This is a genomic window from Pseudomonas sp. ADPe, from assembly GCF_014843515.1.
In the GTDB taxonomy this organism is placed as follows: domain Bacteria; phylum Pseudomonadota; class Gammaproteobacteria; order Pseudomonadales; family Pseudomonadaceae; genus Pseudomonas; species Pseudomonas citronellolis.
The window spans coordinates 2,081,190-2,101,504 of the sequence record NZ_CP062122.1; the positions used below are offsets into that span (position 1 = coordinate 2,081,190).

Annotated in this window: 20 protein-coding genes; 10 read left to right on the forward strand and 10 right to left on the reverse strand. The window is 65.4% G+C overall.

Translation table 11 applies throughout. The annotated features are described in order from the left end of the window. The first annotated feature begins 39 nt into the window (after positions 1-39). The 6 genes from IG194_RS09480 to IG194_RS09505 all read left to right on the forward strand — a co-directional run bounded on the left by IG194_RS09480 (position 40) and on the right by IG194_RS09505 (position 7,628). On the forward strand, positions 40-1,188 hold the full coding sequence (locus tag IG194_RS09480; RefSeq protein WP_058487539.1) for a tyrosine-type recombinase/integrase: 1,149 nt from the start codon (positions 40-42) through the stop codon (positions 1,186-1,188). Then, the gene (locus IG194_RS09485; RefSeq protein ID WP_058487540.1) at positions 1,188-2,867 is read left to right on the forward strand and encodes a hypothetical protein; all 1,680 of its coding nucleotides are present in this window, start codon (positions 1,188-1,190) and stop codon (positions 2,865-2,867) included. Before IG194_RS09480 ends, IG194_RS09485 begins: the two co-directional genes overlap by 1 nt. Beyond that, positions 2,864-4,738, forward strand: a complete 1,875-nt coding sequence (locus IG194_RS09490) for a hypothetical protein (RefSeq protein ID WP_058487541.1) — start codon at positions 2,864-2,866, stop codon at positions 4,736-4,738. Before IG194_RS09485 ends, IG194_RS09490 begins: the two co-directional genes overlap by 4 nt. Next, positions 4,735-5,163: a DUF6262 family protein gene (locus IG194_RS09495; RefSeq protein ID WP_058487542.1), complete on the forward strand. Its 429-nt coding sequence runs from the start codon at positions 4,735-4,737 to the stop codon at positions 5,161-5,163. Before IG194_RS09490 ends, IG194_RS09495 begins: the two co-directional genes overlap by 4 nt. A gap of 126 nt (positions 5,164-5,289) precedes the next feature. Next, a complete protein-coding gene (locus IG194_RS09500; protein WP_009615810.1) occupies positions 5,290-6,300 on the forward strand; it encodes an AAA family ATPase in 1,011 nt (336 codons plus the stop codon). Then, a complete protein-coding gene (locus IG194_RS09505) occupies positions 6,297-7,628 on the forward strand; it encodes a DUF58 domain-containing protein (protein ID WP_058487544.1) in 1,332 nt (443 codons plus the stop codon). The genes IG194_RS09500 and IG194_RS09505 overlap by 4 nt, the downstream gene beginning before the upstream one ends. Before the next feature lie 382 nt (positions 7,629-8,010). Here IG194_RS09505 and IG194_RS09510 read toward each other — a convergent pair whose 3' ends face one another. From IG194_RS09510 to IG194_RS09520, 3 genes are all read right to left on the reverse strand, one after another. Beyond that, positions 8,011-8,370, reverse strand: coding sequence for a PilZ domain-containing protein (locus IG194_RS09510; protein ID WP_009615807.1), 360 nt, complete (start codon positions 8,368-8,370; stop codon positions 8,011-8,013). 59 nt (positions 8,371-8,429) lie between these two features. Then, positions 8,430-8,855, reverse strand: coding sequence for a DUF4124 domain-containing protein (locus tag IG194_RS09515; RefSeq protein WP_009615806.1), 426 nt, complete (start codon positions 8,853-8,855; stop codon positions 8,430-8,432). A gap of 76 nt (positions 8,856-8,931) precedes the next feature. Further along, positions 8,932-9,303, reverse strand: a complete 372-nt coding sequence (locus tag IG194_RS09520) for a tetratricopeptide repeat protein (protein ID WP_043273299.1) — start codon at positions 9,301-9,303, stop codon at positions 8,932-8,934. A gap of 101 nt (positions 9,304-9,404) precedes the next feature. Between IG194_RS09520 and IG194_RS09525 the strand changes: the two genes are divergently transcribed. The 3 genes from IG194_RS09525 to pyk all read left to right on the forward strand — a co-directional run bounded on the left by IG194_RS09525 (position 9,405) and on the right by pyk (position 12,722). After that, complete coding sequence (locus IG194_RS09525) at positions 9,405-10,211, forward strand: tetratricopeptide repeat protein (RefSeq protein WP_043273300.1); 807 nt, start codon at positions 9,405-9,407, stop codon at positions 10,209-10,211. 64 nt (positions 10,212-10,275) lie between these two features. Further along, positions 10,276-11,205 (forward strand): universal stress protein, encoded by a 930-nt coding sequence (locus tag IG194_RS09530; protein ID WP_058487545.1) that lies wholly within the window; start codon positions 10,276-10,278, stop codon positions 11,203-11,205. A gap of 65 nt (positions 11,206-11,270) precedes the next feature. Further along, positions 11,271-12,722, forward strand: coding sequence for a pyruvate kinase (gene pyk / locus IG194_RS09535; RefSeq protein WP_043314080.1), 1,452 nt, complete (start codon positions 11,271-11,273; stop codon positions 12,720-12,722). Positions 12,723-13,416: 694 nt separating this feature from the next. On the opposite strand, the gene IG194_RS09540 is transcribed toward pyk, so the two are convergent. From IG194_RS09540 to IG194_RS09550, 3 genes are read right to left on the reverse strand one after another with little or no spacing between them, the layout of a single operon-like run. Continuing rightward, complete coding sequence (locus IG194_RS09540) at positions 13,417-14,190, reverse strand: enoyl-CoA hydratase-related protein (protein WP_058487546.1); 774 nt, start codon at positions 14,188-14,190, stop codon at positions 13,417-13,419. Between the two features lie 48 nt (positions 14,191-14,238). Next, the gene (locus IG194_RS09545; protein ID WP_058487547.1) at positions 14,239-15,174 is read right to left on the reverse strand and encodes an iron-sulfur-binding ferredoxin reductase; all 936 of its coding nucleotides are present in this window, start codon (positions 15,172-15,174) and stop codon (positions 14,239-14,241) included. Then, entirely contained in the window at positions 15,167-16,294 is a 1,128-nt protein-coding gene (locus IG194_RS09550) for a sensor domain-containing diguanylate cyclase (RefSeq protein WP_043273307.1), read from the reverse strand. The genes IG194_RS09545 and IG194_RS09550 overlap by 8 nt, the downstream gene beginning before the upstream one ends. 254 nt (positions 16,295-16,548) lie before the next feature. Here IG194_RS09550 and IG194_RS09555 point away from each other — a divergent pair, with 254 nt between their 5' ends. Continuing rightward, positions 16,549-18,072, forward strand: coding sequence for a fumarate hydratase (locus tag IG194_RS09555; RefSeq protein ID WP_058487548.1), 1,524 nt, complete (start codon positions 16,549-16,551; stop codon positions 18,070-18,072). A 143-nt stretch (positions 18,073-18,215) separates the two neighbouring features. Here IG194_RS09555 and IG194_RS09560 read toward each other — a convergent pair whose 3' ends face one another. From IG194_RS09560 to IG194_RS09575, 4 genes are all read right to left on the reverse strand, one after another. Beyond that, complete coding sequence (locus tag IG194_RS09560) at positions 18,216-18,812, reverse strand: putative adenosine monophosphate-protein transferase Fic (protein WP_058487549.1); 597 nt, start codon at positions 18,810-18,812, stop codon at positions 18,216-18,218. 2 nt (positions 18,813-18,814) lie between these two features. Then, positions 18,815-18,982 (reverse strand): YhfG family protein, encoded by a 168-nt coding sequence (locus IG194_RS09565; RefSeq protein ID WP_009615782.1) that lies wholly within the window; start codon positions 18,980-18,982, stop codon positions 18,815-18,817. A 387-nt stretch (positions 18,983-19,369) separates the two neighbouring features. Next, complete coding sequence (locus IG194_RS09570; protein WP_009615780.1) at positions 19,370-19,672, reverse strand: ribbon-helix-helix domain-containing protein; 303 nt, start codon at positions 19,670-19,672, stop codon at positions 19,370-19,372. Positions 19,673-19,708: 36 nt separating this feature from the next. Next, positions 19,709-20,290 carry a DJ-1/PfpI family protein gene (locus tag IG194_RS09575; RefSeq protein WP_058070321.1) on the reverse strand — a complete coding sequence of 194 codons (582 nt, stop codon included), beginning with the start codon at positions 20,288-20,290 and terminating at the stop codon, positions 19,709-19,711. Positions 20,291-20,315: the final 25 nt, after the last annotated feature.

The window sequence follows — 20,315 nt, forward strand, 5'->3', positions numbered from 1 at the left end:
CAGTGGGACTAGAGGTCTTGTCAGCACAGGGGGCGCCAGATGGAGCTTGTGTGGGCGACTGAAGATTTTGTACTCGCTGGGCAACCCTATCCGAGGTTCCCCATTCTGCTTTGGGACTCGATGGAGAGTTGCGTCCAGGCCAATCAATTCTTTCGTCACTACCTGCTTCGCGGAGCCATTGGCTCTGAGCGATCCTGGCCCAGCACCGGGCGTGCTATGTATGACTTCTTCAGCTTCCTCCAGGTCCATGAGTTGGACTGGCGCGACGTTGATCGTGGCGAAGCAAAGAGCCTTGTTGCAGCCTATCGAGACTTCTGCCGCGTCACGTGCAAACTGGCACCGAGTACCATTCGCCAACGTCTGCACTACATCTGCAAATTCTATGAGTTCGCGCTGACGGAACGGTGGGTGACTCGCCTCCCCTTCGCCTACGAAGAGCGCACCGTGAGGCGAGAACCAAGCTTCCTAGCGCATGTCGACGCCAGTGGCGGTAAGGCCATGATCAACGATGTGATGCCGCGTAGGCCCAAGGACCTGCCCAAATTCTTGAGAATGGCGGACGTCAAGGTGCTCCTCGCTACAGCGGACAACCCCCATCACCGAATGCTAATGCGTCTAGCGCTGCATGTGGGACTACGTCGCGAGGAACTCGCCACATTTCCACTGGCCTATGTCTTTAACCCAGACGAGACAGCGCGAACCGAGCGCAACCTCTGCATTCGTCTCGATCCATTCGACGGCAGCGGCATGATGACCAAGGGTCGCAAGTCGCGAGATGTTTACATCAGCCGCAACCTCATGGCCGAGCTCTATCGCTATGTGACCACAGTGCGAGGCGAGCGTGCATCGCTGAGCAAAACTCCACAACGAGCGCTGTTTCTCAACCAGTTAGGGGAACCCTATGACGATGGCGGTAAAAGCCTAAACCGGATCATCCGCAAGATCGGCAAGCGGGCCGGAATCAAGGTCCATACACACATGCTCCGCCATACCTATGCCACCTATACCTTGGCCAGCCTTCAACGCAATCCTGCGAGCGGCGTGGAGCCGCTGGTTTTCGTTCAGCGGCAACTCGGTCACGAATCGATTCAGACGACCATGGTGTATCTGCATCTGGTCAACGAAATGGCCGACTCAGCGGTGCTGGCTTATGACGACGAACTAAACGCGCTGGCAGAAGCATCCTGATGGGCAAGCGCAAAGTATTCACTAAGACCGACCTCACCATCCCGCAAGTCGAACACAGCCTCGACACGGCAGGTAGTGTGCTCATTTTCCCCGAGGTCATGCCTCCAACGAACACTAGGGTTAAATTCGGACGGAGCGCCAGTCACGCCCGGAGCTTCGAATTTGCCAAATGGTACGACGCGGGTATTGACTCTATTACCTACGCCTGCCAGCGCCAGATCGAGCGCTTCCTGGTTGGTCAGGAGGGTGAAGTCACGGGCAGTACAATAGCCAGTTACTGCATAAATGGGCTACGCCCTTTTCTTGACTATTGTGAACTACGAGCGACGGCTTTTGGCCGTGACATGACTTTAGCCGATATAAATCGTGACTTGATCGATGGCTATCTCGCTCATCTGGCCAGCTCGAACATGGCAAGTACGACTCAAAAGAGCCGTTACCAACATATCAAACCCGTGCTGCTCGCCTTGGGGAAGCGTGGCCTGATCCCACTGGTCAACGCCGGCGATGCAGCCACCTTTCCTCGTAATCCCTTCCCAAACAATAACCGTAAATTCAAAGGCGAGACGGCGCTATCCAAGAGCGAGCGGCAAGCCTTCTCGCTGGCGCTGCGGCAGGCAATCCAGCCACTCTGGGCTGACGAAGTCGCTGTGACTAGCGAACTTCTGGCCTACGCCCTGCTGATCGTGGCGTTGCACACAGGACGCAATACTTCACCGCTGCTAGAAATGAGCCGCGACTGCCTGCGCCAGCACCCAAAGGACAACATCGAATTCCTAGTACTGTGGAAACGGCGCGGCTACTCCACTAGTAAGGTGGCGCTGCGCACCAAGACAGGCGCCGAACGTCTTCTGGAGTCTACGCCGAGTGTGGGAACCAACGTGGTGGACCTGATCCACCGTGTGATGGCTCTGAGCGCCCCCCTGGATGCAGAGGCCCCGCACGACCTCAAAGGGCGTTTATGGCTATATCGCTCGCGCAGCGTAAAGACTCTTGGCCAAGTCACGGCATTGGCAGGTGGAGTGCTAGCCATAGCGATAAACCTACTCGTAGCCGAGTACGGCCTAACTGACAGCAATGGAGAGCCGCTGCGCATCAATATCTCGCGCCTGCGCAAGACCTTTGCCAACCGCATCTTCGAGCTTACCGATGGCGATTTGGCGACCACCGCCGCGGCCCTCGGCAATACCCCGCAGGTAGCCGGCCAAAGCTACCTGGCGCCCAACCAAAATTCTCGTCGCAACTGGCAGTTCATGGGCGAGGTTCTAGTGCAGGAATTGCTGACTCGGACTATCGGTGAGACCTATAGGGATACGCCAATGGGCCACTGTGTCGATCTAGAAAACGGCCAGTACGCACCGAAGCGCGAGGGCGCGACATGCATGAACTTCATGAACTGCCTGCGCTGCAAGCACTACGCGGTGACCGCCGAGGATCTGTACAAGCTCTTTAGCTTCTACTTCCGCGTGTTGGCCGAACGCTCACGCATGGAGAAGCGGCGCTGGGCACGGGAGTACGCCCACATCCCTCGCTTAATCGACCACTACATAGTGGCCGAGGGGCTACGACGTGGGATCTTCAAGGCGTCAGCCGTGGAATCTTCACGTGAGCGTGCCCGCAACCAACCACATCCATTTTGGTCGGTAGATCTGATCGACAGCCTGGACGTCTTTGCATGAGTGACAACAGCTGGATACCTATTGCCGCCCAGCCGGAAGATGTCCGTGGACTCCCCGAGTCCGAACGCAACGCCCTGCTTATCAGCGCCACACAGGTTAATGGGCAGTGGGTCATCCTCAGCCGCTATGGCGACGACATCTGGCAACTCGACGGTTTTCCCAGCAACACACCGCCCAACCGCAAACGGATGGACTTTGGCACTGTGCCGTCAGCCTTTCGGGCGGTAATGAAGGCAATGATGTACCGCTACCTACGAAGAGGTCGAAACGGGACCGGTCGGCCTAAAGGCAGCATGATTAAGCAATCCTTCTCTGAGGCACTGCAATTTCTGCGCTACCTGGAGACGCTCAAACTCGATCGCCTAAGTGCGGTTTCCCGTCTGGTCTGCGCATCCTATGTGGCCGCCTGCAGGACGCACCGTCAGACCAGGCGATCTAAGGGAATGCCGTTGTCACAGCGCGGGCTACAAGGCCGCTTCACTGCTATCGAAGCGCTCCATGACCTGAGCCAGTACACCGACGACCCGATACCTCAGCATCCCTGGCCTGAGACCTCCGCGAGGGCTATGGCAGGACTCACGGGCTCCCACAGAAAAGGCGGCAAAACGCCACTAATACCCGACGACGTGTTCTGCGTACTATTCGAGCAGGCATACAAGCAAGTTGAATGCGGCAAACAACTGCTTGACCTCCGCGATGAGCTAGATGCTCTCGCAGAGAAGCGAAAGGAACTGCCAGCCCACACCAAGTGTCGGGCTAGGAGTCACCAGTTGAGCACCCTTGGCTGGGACGGCAGTCTGGGAGCATTCAAAAGCGCACTGCACAACCTGCGCACGGCCTGTTACATAGTCCTGGCCAGCACCTCGGGCTGTCGCAATCACGAGTTGGCCCACGTACAGTCGGGCGCACACCTCCGCACTCTGGACGACGAGAGCACCGTCTACCACTGGATGCGCTCACGTTCGGACAAGACTGATACCGGCATGCACGACTGGATGATTCCCGAAGCTGGCGTGCGCGCTCTCCGGATAATGGAGCGCTGGGCCGCCCCCTATCAGGCCATGGTCGCCGCAGAGATCGAGCAGCGGCGCCGAGCCAACCCACTTGATCCAGAGATAGCTGAGGCCCAAAGGCACCGCCACGCACTATTTCTTGCCGCAGATATGAAAGTGACCACTCGGGCACGCACGCTTGGAAATGTTACTTGGAATATAAACCTCAAATTATTTGCCAAGGATTGTGGGCTGAGCTGGGATCTTGCCAGCCACCAGTTTCGCCGCAAGTTCGCCAACTATGCCGCGCACAGCCGCTTCGGCGACCTGCGCTACCTCAAGGAGCATTTTGCACACTGGTCGCTGGACATGACCTTGGGCTACGCCATGGACGACCGTTGGGGGCAGCATCTGGACCTTGAGCTTTACGAGGAGATTCAGGCGGAGTTGGAAGACATCAAACTCGGCACCGTGGATAGTTGGCTGGGTGAGGCCGTTCTGGCCGGCGGCTATGGCCGCGCACTCAAGCAGTGGCAGCGGGAACCGCAGAATCTCCTGATTTTCAAGGATCATGCCTCAATGCTGAAATCTATTGCCGAGAGCACTGCGATGCGCAGCAACGGCCATGCCTGGTGCACGGCGGACAATGGGGGATGCGTAGGCAACACGCTCGAGCGCACGCGCTGCGGCAACTGCACCCATGCAGTGATCGGCGCCCGCCACGTGGCCATCTACAAGCGATTTTACTGCGATCTGAAAGAGCTATTAGATTGCCCGGACATCGGTGAAGGCGGACGTCGGCGCGTTGAGCGCGACTTAAATCGCTGCCGTGACGTATTTGCCCAGTTGGGCATAGACTCAGAGACTTTGATTACATGATGCCCAAGGACAAGCTCGCCAACTACAAGCCGGCTGAACAACGTGAAAAGGATCTACGGCTTGCCCTCCTCCGCATCCAAAAGGGCCGTGCCCATACCAGGGAAACCAAGGTTAGCATCGCTGCTGTCGCCCGCGAGGCGGGCGTATCGACGGCGCTGATCTATAACCACTACCCAGCCATCGCTGAAGCTATTCGAGACGCACAAGGGCGCTCCAGTCGTGCCATGCGAGATGTGAAACATCAGGACTTGCTTGCCGAGCGCAAGAAGTCCAAAGCCTACCGTGAGGAGATCGCAGAACTACGGGCCAAGATCGCCCATCTCGCGTCAATCAACGAGGTGCTATTGGACGACAACCGTGTGCTTAAGGCTAAGATGGCCGACCCCAAAGTGGTCGATCTGACTACAAAGGCGCCGCACGGTTAAATTTATGTCGTCCGAGTTTGCAGTCACACACTCATTCTGCACAAAACTCCAAAAAAGTAAGATTAGGTAAGCTATTGAATTATGGATGATAAGAAACCTCTAACAGTTAGCAGGGATCCGGAAAGCCTGAGCGAACAGACGCCCGAACCCAGCGCCACCCCCTCCGCCAACCCGGCGGCCCAGCGCCAGCGCGCCAGCCAACTGGCCCAGGCCCTGCGCCACGAACTGCAGAAGGCCCTGATCGGCCAGGTCGGGGTGATCGACGACGTGCTCACCGCCCTGCTCGCCGGCGGCCACATCCTGGTCGAAGGCGTGCCGGGGCTGGGCAAGACCCTCCTGGTGCGCGCCCTGGCCCGTTGCTTCGACGGCGCCTTCGCGCGCATCCAGTTCACCCCCGACCTGATGCCCAGCGACGTCACCGGCCACGCCGTGTACGACCTGGCCAGCGAGCAGTTCAAGCTGCGCAAGGGCCCAGCCTTCACCAACCTGCTGCTGGCCGACGAGATCAACCGCGCCCCGGCCAAGACCCAGGCGGCGCTGCTGGAAGTGATGCAGGAACGCCAGGTCACCCTGGAAGGCCGCGCCCTGCCGGTGCCGCAGCCGTTCATGGTGCTGGCCACGCAGAACCCCATCGAGCAGGAAGGCACCTACCCGCTGCCCGAGGCCGAGCTGGACCGCTTCATGCTCAAGCTGCGCATGGACTACCCGCAGGAGGCCGAGGAACAGACCCTGGTGCGCCAGGTGACGCGCTCGGCGCGCAGCGACATGCTCGACGTGGCGCCGCTGCGCCCGCTGCTCAAGGACAAGGACGTGCTGGCGCTGCAGAAGATCGCCGCCGACCTGGCCATCGACGACCAGGTGCTCGACTACGCCGTGCGCATCGCCCGCACCACCCGCAGCTGGCCCGGCCTGGCCCTGGGCGCCGGGCCCCGCGCCTCCATCGCCCTGGTGCGCTGCGCCCGCGCCCGCGCGCTGCTGCGCGGCGGCGACTTCGTGATTCCGGACGACGTGAAAGGCTGTGCCCTGGCCGTGCTGCGCCACCGCGTGCGGCTGTCGCCGGAGCTGGACATCGAAGGCCTGTCGGTGGACCAGGTGCTGCAACAGCTGCTCGACCAGGTACCGGCGCCGCGCCTATGAAGCCATCGCGCGTCCTGCTCGCGCTGCTCGCCGCGCTGGCCCTGGCCGCCATCGGCCTGGGCAGCGCCACGGCCCTGGGCAGCCCGGCGCCGGCCTGGCTGCAACAGCTGTGGTGGGGCCTGCTACTGGCCCTGCTCGGCCTGGCCCTGGGCGATGCCCTGTGGCTGCGCCGCCTGCCCAGCCCGCGCCTGCAACGCCAGCTGGCCGGCAACCTGCCGCTGGGGCGCTGGAGCGAGGTGCGCCTGCAACTGCAGCATGGCTTCGATCAGCGCCTGCGGGTGACGCTGTTCGACCACCTGCCTTCGGGCATGGACTTCGAGCACCTGCCCCTGGCCGCGGAACTGCACCCGGGCGAGACCACCCTGCTCGGCTACCGCGTGCGGCCGCTGCAGCGCGGCCACTTCGTCTTCCCCCGCTGCGAGCTGGAACTGCCCAGCCCGCTGCGCCTGTGGCGCGGCCGGCGCTTCCTCGAGGTGCGCGACGAAACCCGCGTCTACCCCGACTTCGCGCGCATCTACGGCGCCGAGCTGATGGCCGTGGACCACTGGCTAAGCCGCATCGGCGTGCGCCCCGGCCAGCGCCGCGGCCTGGGCCTGGAATTCCACCAACTGCGCGAATTCCGCGACGGCGACACCCTGCGCCAGATCGACTGGAAGGCCACCGCGCGCAAACGCACGCCCATCGCCCGCGAGTACCAGGACGAACGCGATCAGCAGATTCTCTTCCTGCTCGACTGCGGCCGCCACATGCGCAGCAAGGACGGCGACCTCTCGCACTTCGACCACGCCCTCAACGCCAGCCTGCTGCTGGCCTACGTGGCCCTGCGCCAGGGCGACGCCGTGGGCCTGCAGACCTTCGCCGGCGAGCGGCCGCGCCACCTGCCGCCGGCCAAGGGCAATGCCCAGCTGGGCGCGCTGCTCAACGCCGTCTACGACCTGGACAGCAGCCAGCGCCCGGCGGACTACGCGGCCGCCGTGCAGGCCCTGCTCACACGCCAACGCCGTCGTGCCCTGGTGGTGCTGGTGACCAACCTGCGCGACGAGGACGACGAGGAACTGCTGGGCGCGGTGCGCCGCCTCGGGCGCCAGCACCGCGTGCTGGTCGCCAGCCTGCGCGAGGAAGTGCTCGACCAGTTGCGGCAGACACCGGTGCAGGGCTACGAGGAAGCGCTGACCTATTGCGGCGCCCTGGACTACCTGAACGCCCGCGCCGGCCTGCACGAGAAATTGCTGGCCAATGGCGTGCCAGTGCTGGACGCCAGGCCCAGCCAGCTGGGCCCGGAACTGGTCAGCCGCTACCTGGGCTGGAAACGCGCCGGGACGCTGTGACGGGCGCCTTGCATTGCGCGTAGGTTCCAGGGAAGCACGGATGTAGGAGCGGACTCCGTCCGCGATTGGATTCACCGGCCCCGCCGGACGTCCCGATGGCACGGCCGACGGTGGCGATGGGTATCGCTTCGCTCAACACCATCCTACGACGGCGTTTCTCCCGCACTCGTAGGAGCGGACCTTGTCCGCGATAGCCTGGCGTATCGGCGCGATTCGCGGATGAGATCCGCTCCTACGGGTCGCCCCACACGCCACGCCCATGTAGGAGCGCGCCCTGCGCGCGAATCGCGGGCAGGGCCCGCTCCTACACGTATCATTCGCGTACCGCCGATGTTTCCCTTTCCTTCACTACCGCCCAGGTCGGTTCAGCGCATCCCGCGACTCAGACCGACTCCACCTGGCGGCGAAAACTGAAATAACGGCGCAACGCTTCGACCAGCTCGACGTACTCCGCCGGCGGCGCCACCAGGCTGAAGCCGGAGTCGAAGCTGCCCGGGGTGACGTCTTCGTGGCACCACTGGCAGGTGCCGCTGAAGTCGATGTGCTGGAGCTTGCCGTCCTGCCCGGGAATCTTCAGGCGCATGTCGAATCGCCCGCCCACCAGCATCGGCAGCTGGCTGATCAGCAGCATGCCGTCCAGCGATACGTTGCCCAGGTAGCCCATGGGCTTGTCGGTGATGCTATTGAACACCTTCAGGTAGTACGGCAGCTGATGGCGCTCTATGTGTCGTTGATGACGCATAATGGCTATTCGCTATGATTTTTGCCCAGTATGACGTTGCGACCGCCCTGCGGCCAGCACTAACGGCAACCTTCGGCCACCCGCTCGGCCAGCGAGCGACGAGCGGCATCGATCTGCTCGTCGCTATAGTAGAGGCGTTCACCCTTGGTATCTGTGGAGTAGTAGCGACCTCCGCGCTGCAAGGTCGCCAACTGGTCGCGCAGGCGGTCGCACTCGGCGCCCGCCTTGGCCTGCTGCTCGGCGGCACGGCTGCGCGCCGCGGCCTGCTCCTCGCTGCGCGCCTGGTAGAACTGGCGGGTACGCTCCTCGCGCTCGCGCGTGGCGGCATCGCGCTCGACCACCTGCGGCCGGACTTCGACGCGCTGGGCGCCGGGCGGCGGGGTTTCGCTGAAATGCACCTTGCCCTGGGCATCGGTCCAGCGATAGATGTCGGCCGCTGCCAGCAAGGGGGCCAGGGCCATGCACAGGCACAGCAACGCACGCATCGCAACCTCCTCCTTGAAGGCAGCCTCTTGAGCTTAGCGAGCACCCGGGTCCGCTCAAGGCGGCAACGACCGGCGGTCAGGGACGCGCCGGCAACGGTTGGGCGGCCTCGCCCGTCAGGCGCCCATTCTGGCGCAGCGTCTCCAGGCGCGCCTTGGCGCGGTAGGCATATTCGCTGCTCGGGTAGCGGGCGATGATGAAATCGTAGGTCTGCGCCGCGTCGACGTAGTACTTCTGGCGCTCCAGGCACAGGCCGCGAAGCATCGAGATCTCCGGCTGCAGCCAGGGCCGCGCGCGGCTCTTGCGCTCGGCGCGCGACAGGTCGAGCATCACCTGCTCGCAATCGCCGCGCTCGTAGGCGCGGTAGGCGTTGTCCAGGTTCTTGTTGGTCGACCAGCTGTTGCAGCCGGTAACACTCGCCGCCAGGGCCAGGATGCACAGGGTTCGCATGGGGCATATCCTCCGTTGGGAACTGTATCGGCGCGCCTTGGCCGCGCTGAAGGGCATCACTAGACTGCGCAGGGAACCCGCCCCGGCGCCAAGGAGATGCCATGCGCTTGCACCCCGCCCTGCCCCTCGCCGTCCTGCTGGGCCTGCTGGCCGCCTGCTCGCCGACCACCCCGCTGTTCGTCGCCCAGGTCACCACCGGCGAAGTCGCCGAGTACAAGAAGCTCAAGAGCGACCGCATGACCGCCGCGGTGGAAGAGGAAGGCGACCTGCTCACCTACAGCGCCCAGGCCATCCGCGACAACCAGAGCGCCGAGGCCGAGCGGCTCTACCTCAGCGGCTACGACAATAGCCGCTACAGCCCGGACGTGCGCGCCATCGCCCTGTACCAGATCGGCCTGATCTACATGAGCCGCTACAACGACCAGCGCGACGACGCCAAGGCCCTGGACTACTTCCAGCGTATCGACCGCGAGTTCCCCGGCACCGCCGCGGCCAGCCACGCCGACGCGCGCATCCTGATGATCCGCCAGCGGGCGAAGGAGCCGGTGCAGAAGAACGCCCGCGAGCTGCTGGCCACCTGGAAGCCGCAGCAGAACCTCGACCTGAACAAGACCAGCCTCGACCCGGACATGACCCTGCTGTCGCGCCGCGCGGTGCTCAAGGACCGCGTCGCCGAGGCCGAGCAGCTGTACCTGCTGGCGGTCAACGACCCGGCCATCCCCGCCGACATCAAGCAGAAGGCGCTGTACCAGTTGGGCCTGATGTACATGGCCCCCGACAACCCGCACCCCAGCCGCGCCAAGGCCATCGGCTACCTGCGCCACCTGCTGGTGGACTACCCCGACGGCGAGCTGGCGAACAAGGCCGCGCGCCACCTGGACCAGGCGCTGAACCAGGGCGGCGACTGACGCAGGTCAAGCCGGGCCGGCTACGCTTGCACTGCAATGGCAGCAGCCAAGCGAGGAGCCGACCATGAAACTGCAGCACCTGCTGGTGGTCATCGACCCCACCCGCGACGACCAGCCAGCCCTGACCCGCGCCCAGTGGATCGCCGAACGCAGCGGCGCCAGCGTGGCGCTGCTGGTGTGCGACTACAACCCGGCGCTGGACAACGGCCTGCTGATCCCGCAGCACGAACTGGAACGGGTGCGCATCCTGCAGCAGACCGAGCGCCTGGACTGGCTCGACAAGCTGGCCGCGCCGCTGCGCCAGGCCGGCCTGGACGTGCGCTGCCACACCCGCTGGGGCAAGCCGCTGTACCGCGAGATACTCGCCGCGGTGGCCGAGCACCAGCCCGACCTGGTGCTCAAGTCCAGCAGCCGCCACGGCCTGCTCAAGCGCCTGTTCCTGACCAACACCGACTGGCAGCTGATCCGCCATTGCGAGGTGCCGCTGTGGCTGGTCCACCACGGCACCTGGGAAGGGCGCAAGCTGTGCGCCGCCCTCGACCCGCTGCACGAAGGCGACAAGCCGGCGAAGCTGGACCGCCGGCTGATCGCCACGGCGCTGGAGCTGAACCGCCGCCTGGGCCTGCACGCGAGCTACCTGCACGCCTACGTGGCGTTGCCGCAGACCCTGGCCTTCGACGCCCAGCTGCTGGGCAGCTACGACGAACACCTGAAGGCCACCGAAGCGCACCACCGCCAGGCCCTGCACATGCTGATGGCCGCCCATCCGGCCATGGCCGCCGGCGACACCCACCTGCTGCAGGGCTTCCCCGAGGAGGTGATCCCCGAGTTCGTCCGCAACCAGGGCATCGACCTGCTGCTGATGGGCGCGGTGGCCCGTGGCCAGCTGGAGAGCGCGCTGATCGGGCATACCGCCGAGCGCGTGCTGGAGGAAGTCGAGTGCGACCTGCTGGTGCTCAAGCCGGCAGGCGAACCGTCATCGGAAAAGGGGTAAGATGGCCGCCGGGCCGGCCCGGCTCCCGCCGCCGGCCCGCACGCTCGTCTTCCAAGGAGTTCCGCATGTCCGTCCGCCGCACCAAGATAGTCGCCACCCTCGGCCCAGCCAGCCAGTCCCCCGAAGTCCTCGAGCAACTGATCCTCGCCGGGATCGATGTCGCCCGCCTGAACTTCTCCCACGGCACCCCCGACGAGCACCGTGCCCGCGCCCAACTGGTGCGCGACCTGGCCGCCAAGCATGGCCGCTTCGTCGCCCTGCTCGGCGACCTGCAAGGGCCGAAGATCCGCATCGCCAAGTTCGCCAACAAGCGCATCGAACTGGCCGTGGGCGACAGCTTCCGCTTCTCCACCAGCCACCCGCGCGACGCCGGCACCCAGGAAGTCGTGGGCATCGACTACCCGGACCTGGTCAAGGACTGCGGCGTGGGCGACGAGCTGCTGCTGGACGACGGCCGCGTGGTCATGGTGGTGAAGCAGGTGAAGGCCGACGAGCTGGTCTGCGAAGTGCTGATCGGCGGCCCGCTGTCCGACCACAAGGGCATCAACCGCCGCGGCGGCGGCCTGACCGCGCCGGCCCTGACCGAAAAGGATAAGGCCGACATCAAGCTGGCCGCGAGCATGGACCTGGACTACGTCGCCGTGTCCTTCCCGCGTGACGCCAAGGACATGGAATACGCCCGCAGCCTGCTCCAGGAGGCCGGCGGCAAGGCCTGGCTGGTGGCCAAGATCGAACGCGCCGAAGCCGTGGCCGACGACGAGGCGCTGGACGGCCTGATCCGCGCCAGCGACGCGGTGATGGTGGCCCGCGGCGACCTCGGCGTGGAAATCGGCGACGCCGAGCTGGTCGGCATCCAGAAGAAAATCATCCTGCACGCCCGCCGCTACAACAAGGCGGTGATCACCGCGACGCAGATGATGGAGTCGATGATCCACAACCCGATGCCGACCCGCGCGGAAGTCTCGGACGTGGCCAACGCCGTGCTCGACTACACCGACGCCGTGATGCTCTCGGCCGAGAGCGCCGCCGGCGAGTACCCGGTGGAAGCGGTCCAGGCCATGGCGCGCATCTGCCAGGGCGCGGAGAAGCACCCGACCACCAAGAAATCCAGCCACCGCCTGGGCCAGACCTTCGAGCGCTGCGACGAAAGCATCGCCCTGGCGGCCATGTACACCGCCAACCATTTCCCGGGCATCAAGGCGATCATCTGCCTCACCGAAAGCGGCTACACCCCGCTGATCATGTCGCGCATCCGCTCCTCGGTGCCGATTTTCGCCTACTCCCCGCACCGCGAGACCCAGGCCCGCGTGGCGCTGTTCCGCGGCGTCGAGACCATCCCCTTCGACCCCGCCGCGCTGCCGCCGGAGCGCGTCAGCCAGGAAGCCGTGGACGCGCTGCTGCAACGCGGCGTGGTGACCAAGGGCGACTGGGTGATCCTGACCAAGGGCGACAGCTACACCACCCAGGGCGGCACCAACACCATGAAGGTGCTGCACGTGGGGGACCTGTTGGTCTGAGTGGGATGGTGAGTGATGGAGGCCGCCTTTGGGCGGCCTTTGTTTTTGGGGATTTCGCCGGGGGTATCGCGGCGTTGGCTCGGCTCCGTTCCCTCTCCCCAGCCCTCGGCTGCGCGCCCCGCCCTGAAGGGAGAGGGGGCCGTCCGTGCAAGTGGGAAATAATGGTTTTCGCCGGCAACACCGAAGTTGCCGGAAAGCACCGCGGTTACAGTTCGCGCCGAACCAGTCCCCTCTCCCTTCAGGGAGAGGGTTAGGGAGAGGGCAACGGCCAAGCCACACGCCAAGAACAACCGGCATACGCCCCCATCGCCACGACCGCATGGGCTTCGCAAGCTCAACCCATCCTACGAGAGCACCTCGGCGCAGCCTTCAAGTCAGTTGATCAAAACCCGGCCAGAGCCGCCCAACCCTAGTAACCACGCACCCCCGGCCCTTCCACCCCAAGCTTATCCACAGCCCTTCCCACAGTTATTGTGGGCAAGCCGCGTGCGCTGATCGCACAACCCTCTCCACCGGCCAGCTGTAGGACAATCCCAGCAAATCAGGCACTTACGAATGCCCCGGCCGGCAGCGGAACGGGCGATGGATCAAATACCGCACAACATCGCCCAACCCAGGCCCGGCGGGCGCCCGGGCAGTTGGCCCCAAGGTTATGCACAGCTCTGCCCACAGTTTCTGTGGGCAGTTGGCCAGCTCAGGCGAGGCGCGAGAAGTCCGGCTGGCGGCGCTGGGTGAAGGCGCTCAGGGCCTCCAGGGCTTCCGGCGAGCTGAGGCGCTGGACGAACAGTTCCCCCTCTTCCGCCACCACCTTGCGCAGCTCGTCCATGTAGGGCGCCTTGAGCAGGCGCTTGCTCAGCGCCAGGGCTGCCGGCGGCAGGGCCTGCAGGCTCTGGGCCACTTCGCGGGCGCGTTCGAGGGCGGCGGCGCCGTCGGCCAGGGCTTCGTTGGCTATGCCGAAGGCAACCGCCTGTTCACCGCTGAAGCCGTCGCCGCGCATCAGCAGGCTGGCGGCGCGGACGTGGCCGAGCAGGCGCGGCACCAGGAAGCTGGAGCCGAATTCCGGGCACAGGCCGAGGTTGACGAAGGGCATCTTCAGCTTGGCGCCGCGGGCGACGAAGACCTGGTCGCAGTGCAGCAGCAGGGTGGTGCCGATGCCCACCGCCGGGCCGGCCACCGCCGCCAGCACCGGCTTGCTGAACTCCATCAGCGCGCGCATGAAGCGGAACACCGGGCTGTCCTGGCCGCTGGGCGGGTACTGGAGGAAATCGTGGATGTCGTTGCCGGCGGTGAAGCACTCGGCGTTGCCGGCGATCAGCACCACGTGCACGCCGCGATCGTGCTCGGCGGCCTCCAGGGCGTCGGCCAGGGCCGCGTACATTTCCCGGGTCAGCGCGTTCATCTTGTCCGCGCGGTTCAAGCGCAGGGTCAGCAGGCCCTGCTCGCGCTCGACGAGAATCTGTTGGCTCATGGCAACTCCTTGGCAGCAGGCTGTGGCGGCCGGGCTCTGCGGCCCGGCTCAGGCGTGGGAGAGGAACAGGTCGGCCAGGGTCTGGCCGCGCGGCACCCCGGCCAGGTACAGGTGGCGGGCGAAGCGCTCGACGCTGGCGGGCTGGCCGCAGAGTAAGGCGATGCTTCGCCGCGAGACAAGGCGGAATTGCGCCAGATGCGCGTCCAGATCGGCCGGCAGCGCCAGCGCCACTTGCAGGTCGGGATGGGCCGCGGCCAGCGCCGCCAGCTCCGCCGCCAGGTAGTGCTCGACCGGCGTGCGCGCCAGGTGCAGCAGGCGGATCGGCCCCTGGTGCCCTTCGGCCAGGGCCTGGCGCAGGATGCCCCACAGCGGCGCCAGGCCGGTGCCGCTGGCCATCAGCAGCAGCGGTCGCTCCTGCCATTCGGCGTCGTAATGCAACGCGCCGCCGCGCAACTCGCCCAGGCGCAGTTCGTCGCCCACCCGCAGCTGGCGCGCCGCGTCGCAGAAGGCGCCGGGGGCCTGGCAGGCGATGTGGAATTCCAGCCAGGGCTCGGCGCCCGGCAGGCTGGCCAGGGAATAGGGCCGCGCCACCTCACCCAGCCACAGCACCAGGTGCTGGCCGGCGCGGTAGCGCAAGGGGCGTTGCGGCTGCAGGCGCAGACGCAGGATGTCCGCCGCTGGCCAATCCAGCTCGGCGACCGTCGCCGGCAGGCCGTCGCGCAGGGGGTCGAAGACCTCGACGGCGCAGTCCTCTACCACCCGACACTGGCAGGCCAGGCGCCAGCCCTCGGCGCGGCGCGCGGCGTCCAGCGCCTCGGGGCGTTCGTCGAGCAGCTCGCCGCCGCTGCAGCGCACCAGGCAGGCATGGCAACTGCCCGCGCGGCAGCTGTAGGGAATGGCGATCCCCTCGGCGCGCAGGGCATCCAGCAGGTTGCTTCCGGTGGCCACTTCCCAGTGTCGGCCGCCGGCACGCAGTTCAGGCATCGCTCTCCTCCCATGCCGCCTCGCAGCGATTGCGTCCGCTGCGTTTGGCACGGTAGAGCGCCTGGTCGGCCCGCTGCAAGGCCTCGTCGAGATCGTCGCCGCTCTGCAGCAGCGTCATGCCGGCGGAAAGGCTCAGCACCGGCACTTCCACGCCCATCGGCTCGGCCGCCGCATAGGCCTGGCGCAGGCGCTCGCAGCAGGCGGCGAGGCGGTCGCTGTCGGCCTCGGGCAGCAGCAGCACGAACTCCTCGCCGCCGTAGCGCGCCAGCACGTCGCCCTCGCGCAGGCAGGCCCGCGCCACCGCGGCGAAGGTCTGCAGCACGCGGTCGCCGGCGGAATGGCCGTGGACGTCGTTGATGCGCTTGAAGTGGTCCAGGTCGATCAGCGCCAGGCCATGGCGCTGCCCCTCGTCCAGATCGTCCAGCGCGCGCCCGGCCAGGCGCAGGAAGTGGCGGCGGTTGAACAGCCCGGTGAGTTCGTCGGTGGCCACCAGGTCTTCCAGCTGGCGCATCATCCCGCGCAGGGTGTCCTGGTGCGCCTGCAGCGCGTAGCGGCGTTGGCGCATGCGTTGGCGCAGGGCCTGCACGTAGCCGGCGAACAGCGTCAGCCAGACCAGCACGATGAACAGCACCAGCAGCTGCAGCACGGCCTGCCCGGGCAATTGCAGGCGCTGGCGGAAGGCCTCCCAGAGGTTGAGGCCGGCGAAGGCGATGAAGGCCAGGCCCGCGCAACGGGCGAACACCCGCGGCTGCAGCTGGAACACGCCGAACAGCAGGATCAGCACGTAGAGCACCATCAGGGTGCCGCGCACGCTGTCGACGTGGGCCAGGAAGAAGGTGGTCCAGACCAGCGCCACCAGCACCTGCGGCTCGGTCAGGCTGGCGTCGACGAAGCGCTGGTTGCGGCCGCTGGCGAACAGCCAGAAGAACACCGCCTGGCTGGCCACGGCGCACAGGGTGGCGGCCAGCGCCAACGCCGGGGAGCCATGGTAGAAGTCGCCGATCACGGTCAGCCAGAGCAGCAGCAGGGCCATCGCGTAGGTGCCGAGGGCCATGCCGAACCGCCTGAACAATAGTTTTTGGAGGGCGCGCTGCTTCAGCGGGGAACTCGGTGTGCTCATGGGGGCTCCATCCCGTAATGGCACTTGGCCCTCACTCTACTATCAAAGCCACAGCATGCCTAGCCGACCGGAAAGTGGGCGCTTGCCGCCCCTGCCGACCAAGGTCGGATCGCCGGCGCGTGCGCCCGGCCCTGGCACGGCGCTATACTACGGCGCCCTTTTTGCGCCGGTGCCTGACCGGACGCGTTCGGTGTACGTGGCTTAGCCGCCTGAGATTCCCGCCTGACATACCCGCCTGAAGAGGACCGTGCTCCATGGCCGTGATCAAGCAAGACGACCTCATCCAGAGCGTCGCCGATGCCCTGCAGTTCATCTCCTACTACCACCCGGTCGATTTCATCCAGGCCATGCATGAGGCGTACCTGCGCGAAGAATCGCCGGCCGCCCGCGATTCCATGGCGCAGATCCTCATCAACTCGCGCATGTGCGCCACCGGCCACCGCCCGATCTGCCAGGACACCGGCATCGTCACCGTGTTCGTCCGCGTCGGCATGGACGTGCGCTGGGACGGCGCCACCATGAGCGTCGACGACATGATCAACGAAGGCGTGCGCCGCGCCTACAACCTGCCGGAGAACGTCCTGCGCGCCTCCATCCTGGCCGACCCGGCCGGTGCGCGTAAGAACACCAAGGACAACACCCCGGCGGTGATCCACTACTCCATCGTCCCGGGCAACACCGTGGAAGTGGACGTCGCGGCCAAGGGCGGCGGCTCGGAGAACAAGTCGAAGATGGCCATGCTCAACCCGTCCGACTCCATCGTCGACTGGGTACTCAAGACCGTCCCGACCATGGGCGCCGGCTGGTGCCCGCCGGGCATGCTCGGCATCGGCATCGGCGGTACCGCCGAGAAGGCCGCGGTGATGGCGAAGGAAGTCCTGATGGACCCGATCGACATCCACGAGCTGAAGGCTCGCGGTGCGCAGAACCGCATCGAGGAACTGCGCCTGGAGCTGTTCGACAAGGTCAACCAGCTGGGCATCGGCGCCCAGGGCCTGGGCGGCCTGACCACCGTGCTCGACGTGAAGATCATGGACTACCCGACCCACGCCGCCTCGCTGCCGGTGTGCATGATCCCCAACTGCGCCGCCACCCGTCACGCCCACTTCGTGCTCGACGGCTCCGGCCCGGCCGAACTGGAAGCCCCGCCGCTGGACGCCTACCCGGAAATCGTCTGGGAAGCCGGCCCCTCCGCGCGCCGCGTCGACCTGGACAAGATCACCCCGGAAGAAGTGCAGAGCTGGAAGCCGGGCGAGACCCTGCTGCTCAACGGCAAGATGCTCACCGGCCGCGACGCCGCGCACAAGCGCATGGTCGACATGCTGAACAAGGGCGAAGAACTGCCGGTGGACCTGAAGGGCCGCTTCATCTACTACGTCGGCCCGGTCGACCCGGTAGGCGACGAAGTGGTCGGCCCGGCCGGCCCGACCACCGCCACCCGCATGGACAAGTTCACCCGGCAGATCCTGGAAAGCACAGGCCTCTTGGGCATGATCGGCAAGTCCGAGCGCGGCCCGATCGCCATCGAGGCGATCAAGGACAACAAGGCCGTGTACCTGATGGCCGTCGGCGGCGCCGCCTACCTGGTGGCCCAGGCGATCAAGAAGTCCAGGGTCCTGGCCTTCGCCGAACTGGGCATGGAAGCGATCTACGAGTTCGACGTGAAGGACATGCCGGTGACCGTGGCGGTCGACACCAACGGCGAGTCGGTGCACATCACCGGCCCGGCGATCTGGAAAGACAAGATCGCCCACAGCCTGGCGGTGGAAGTGAAGTAAGCCTTCGCTTTCGCGCCAGGAAGAAGCCCGGCCATGCGCCGGGCTTTTTCATGCCTGCGGAAACCGTAGGGCGCATAACGCCCCAGGCGTTATACGCCACCGCGCCAACGCCAACGGCGGATAACCGCGAACGGTCATCCGCCCTACGATCCGATGGGTTGGCCGATGCAGCGCGCGAAGATGCGTTCCAGCGCCCTGTAGTCGCAGAGCACTGCGTCGATATTGGCGCCAATCCACTCGTTCTCTTCCACCGCCCACCAACTGACCTCGAATCCGACGTTGACGATCAGGTGCTCGAACAGGATGCGCTGGGCCCGGCCATTGCCCTCGCGGAACGGGTGGATCATGTTGAGGTCGCCGTAATGCTCGGCCACGGCCACTATCAGTCGCTCATGCTCGTAGCCCTCGAACCAGTTGGCTCGCGCCATGGCGCGGAAGATCTTGTCGGCCTCCGGTTCGATGCGATTGACGTTGCAGAAATGGGTGTCGCGCTTGGAGATATCCACGCTGCGAATCTGCCCGGCCCAGTCGTAGAGGTCCTGGAACAGGGCATGGTGGATGCGTTTCAGGTATGCCAGGTCGTAAGGCGGCGGTTCGAAGTCGAGATGGCTGGCGGCGATTTCGGAAAGGTCGCGCTCGGCGCGGGACAGCAGGTCATCGCTGTGAAGATCGAGGCGATTGCGCAGGACGTTCGTACCCGGATAGCAGTACGGGTCCTGGCCGGCGCCGTACTTGTCCAGGCTCAGGCCTGCTTGCGGTAGGCGCGCAGGACCGCTTCGCGGCTGGGCAATTCGCGGGCGGCGTCGCTCTCAGTAACTTCGTAGCCTTCCAGACGCAGGCTGGCCGCGTAGTTGGAACGACGGGTCTTGGCGCAGTAGGCCTTCTTGGCTTCCAGGCTGGGGGTTTTCACCAGTCGATGCCTCGCTTCAGGGGCTGAAATTCCATTATACGTGAGCTGGCGCGACTTGGCCGCGTATTCCCCGGCGCGGATTCCTCCGCGATTGCGCCAAGGCGCTCTTCGTAGGATGGGTTGAGCTTGCGAAACCCATGCGGTTGCGCTGATGGGTATCGCTTCGCTCAACACCATCCTACGAAAAGCCATGCTCGCTGGATTCATACGCGATTGCGCCGAGGCGCTCTTCGTAGGATGGGTTGAGCCTGCGAAACCCATGCGGTTGCGCTGATGGGTATCGCTTCGCTCAACGCCATCCTACGAAAAGCGCCGCCCGCGGCATTCCCATGTAGGAGCGCGCCCTGCGCGCGAAATCGCGGGCAGGGCCCGCTACAGGAGCGGGGATCAGGCGCTGCGCGGCACCCGGCTCAGCTCCACGATGTTGTCGCGGCGCTGGGCCAGGTAGCGGGTGCAGCTCACGCGCAGGAAGGAGGCGAAGTTGACCACTTCGCCGCGGTAGTCCATCACCTCGTCGTAGAGCTTGGCGATCAGTTGGTTGGTGGTCATGCCGTCCACTTCGGCAATCTCCCGCAGGATGTCCCAGAACTGGTTCTCCAGGCGCAGGGTGGTGACCACGCCGCGGATGCGCAGGGACCGGGAGCGCGACTCGTAGAGGATCGGGTCGGCCTTCACGTAGAGTTCGCACATGCTCTGCCTCCTTCTTTTTTAGGCGCGCTCGCCAGTCTACAGGCTGATCTTGGTGCCGAGCACTTCGAGGAACTTCGCCAGCCACGCCGGATGCGCCGGCCAGGCCGGGGCGCTGACCAGGTTGCCGTCGACGTGGGCGGCGTCCACCGGGATGTCCACGTATTCGCCGCCGGCCAGCTTCACTTCCGGGCCGCAGGCCGGGTAGGCGCTGCAGGAACGGCCTTTCAGCACGCCGGCCGCGGCCAGCAGCTGGGCGCCGTGGCAGACGGCGGCGATGGGTTTCTTCGCGGCGTCGAAGGCTTTCACCAGTTCGATCACCCTGGCGTTCAGGCGCAGGTATTCCGGGGCGCGGCCGCCGGGGATCAGCAGAGCGTCGTAGTCTTCAGCACGAACCGTGGCGAAGTCGGCGTTGAGGGCGAAGTTGTGCCCCGGCTTCTCGCTGTAGGTCTGGTCGCCCTCGAAGTCGTGGATGGCGGTGCGCACGCTCTGCCCGGCCTTCTTGTCCGGGCACACCGCGTGGACGACGTGGCCGACCATCTGCAGCGCCTGGAACGGCACCATGGTTTCGTAGTCCTCGGCATAGTCGCCGACCAGCATCAGGATCTTCTTCGCGGCCATCGCAGCATTCCTCCGGGCAGAGGCC

What these genes read in the sequence shown, in the direction of transcription:
- IG194_RS09480 (WP_058487539.1), top strand. Translation starts at nt 40, where the DNA reads ATGGAGCTTGTGTGGGCGACTGAAGATTTTGTACTCGCTGGGCAACCC.
- IG194_RS09485 (WP_058487540.1), top strand. Translation starts at nt 1,188, where the DNA reads ATGGGCAAGCGCAAAGTATTCACTAAGACCGACCTCACCATCCCGCAA.
- IG194_RS09490 (WP_058487541.1), top strand. Translation starts at nt 2,864, where the DNA reads ATGAGTGACAACAGCTGGATACCTATTGCCGCCCAGCCGGAAGATGTC.
- IG194_RS09495 (WP_058487542.1), top strand. Translation starts at nt 4,735, where the DNA reads ATGATGCCCAAGGACAAGCTCGCCAACTACAAGCCGGCTGAACAACGT.
- IG194_RS09505 (WP_058487544.1), top strand. Translation starts at nt 6,297, where the DNA reads ATGAAGCCATCGCGCGTCCTGCTCGCGCTGCTCGCCGCGCTGGCCCTG.
- IG194_RS09510 (WP_009615807.1), bottom strand. Translation starts at nt 8,370, where the DNA reads ATGCGTCATCAACGACACATAGAGCGCCATCAGCTGCCGTACTACCTG.
- IG194_RS09515 (WP_009615806.1), bottom strand. Translation starts at nt 8,855, where the DNA reads ATGCGTGCGTTGCTGTGCCTGTGCATGGCCCTGGCCCCCTTGCTGGCA.
- IG194_RS09520 (WP_043273299.1), bottom strand. Translation starts at nt 9,303, where the DNA reads ATGCGAACCCTGTGCATCCTGGCCCTGGCGGCGAGTGTTACCGGCTGC.
- IG194_RS09525 (WP_043273300.1), top strand. Translation starts at nt 9,405, where the DNA reads ATGCGCTTGCACCCCGCCCTGCCCCTCGCCGTCCTGCTGGGCCTGCTG.
- IG194_RS09530 (WP_058487545.1), top strand. Translation starts at nt 10,276, where the DNA reads ATGAAACTGCAGCACCTGCTGGTGGTCATCGACCCCACCCGCGACGAC.
- pyk (WP_043314080.1), top strand. Translation starts at nt 11,271, where the DNA reads ATGTCCGTCCGCCGCACCAAGATAGTCGCCACCCTCGGCCCAGCCAGC.
- IG194_RS09540 (WP_058487546.1), bottom strand. Translation starts at nt 14,190, where the DNA reads ATGAGCCAACAGATTCTCGTCGAGCGCGAGCAGGGCCTGCTGACCCTG.
- IG194_RS09545 (WP_058487547.1), bottom strand. Translation starts at nt 15,174, where the DNA reads ATGCCTGAACTGCGTGCCGGCGGCCGACACTGGGAAGTGGCCACCGGA.
- IG194_RS09550 (WP_043273307.1), bottom strand. Translation starts at nt 16,294, where the DNA reads ATGAGCACACCGAGTTCCCCGCTGAAGCAGCGCGCCCTCCAAAAACTA.
- IG194_RS09555 (WP_058487548.1), top strand. Translation starts at nt 16,549, where the DNA reads ATGGCCGTGATCAAGCAAGACGACCTCATCCAGAGCGTCGCCGATGCC.
- IG194_RS09570 (WP_009615780.1), bottom strand. Translation starts at nt 19,672, where the DNA reads ATGTGCGAACTCTACGTGAAGGCCGACCCGATCCTCTACGAGTCGCGC.
- IG194_RS09575 (WP_058070321.1), bottom strand. Translation starts at nt 20,290, where the DNA reads ATGGCCGCGAAGAAGATCCTGATGCTGGTCGGCGACTATGCCGAGGAC.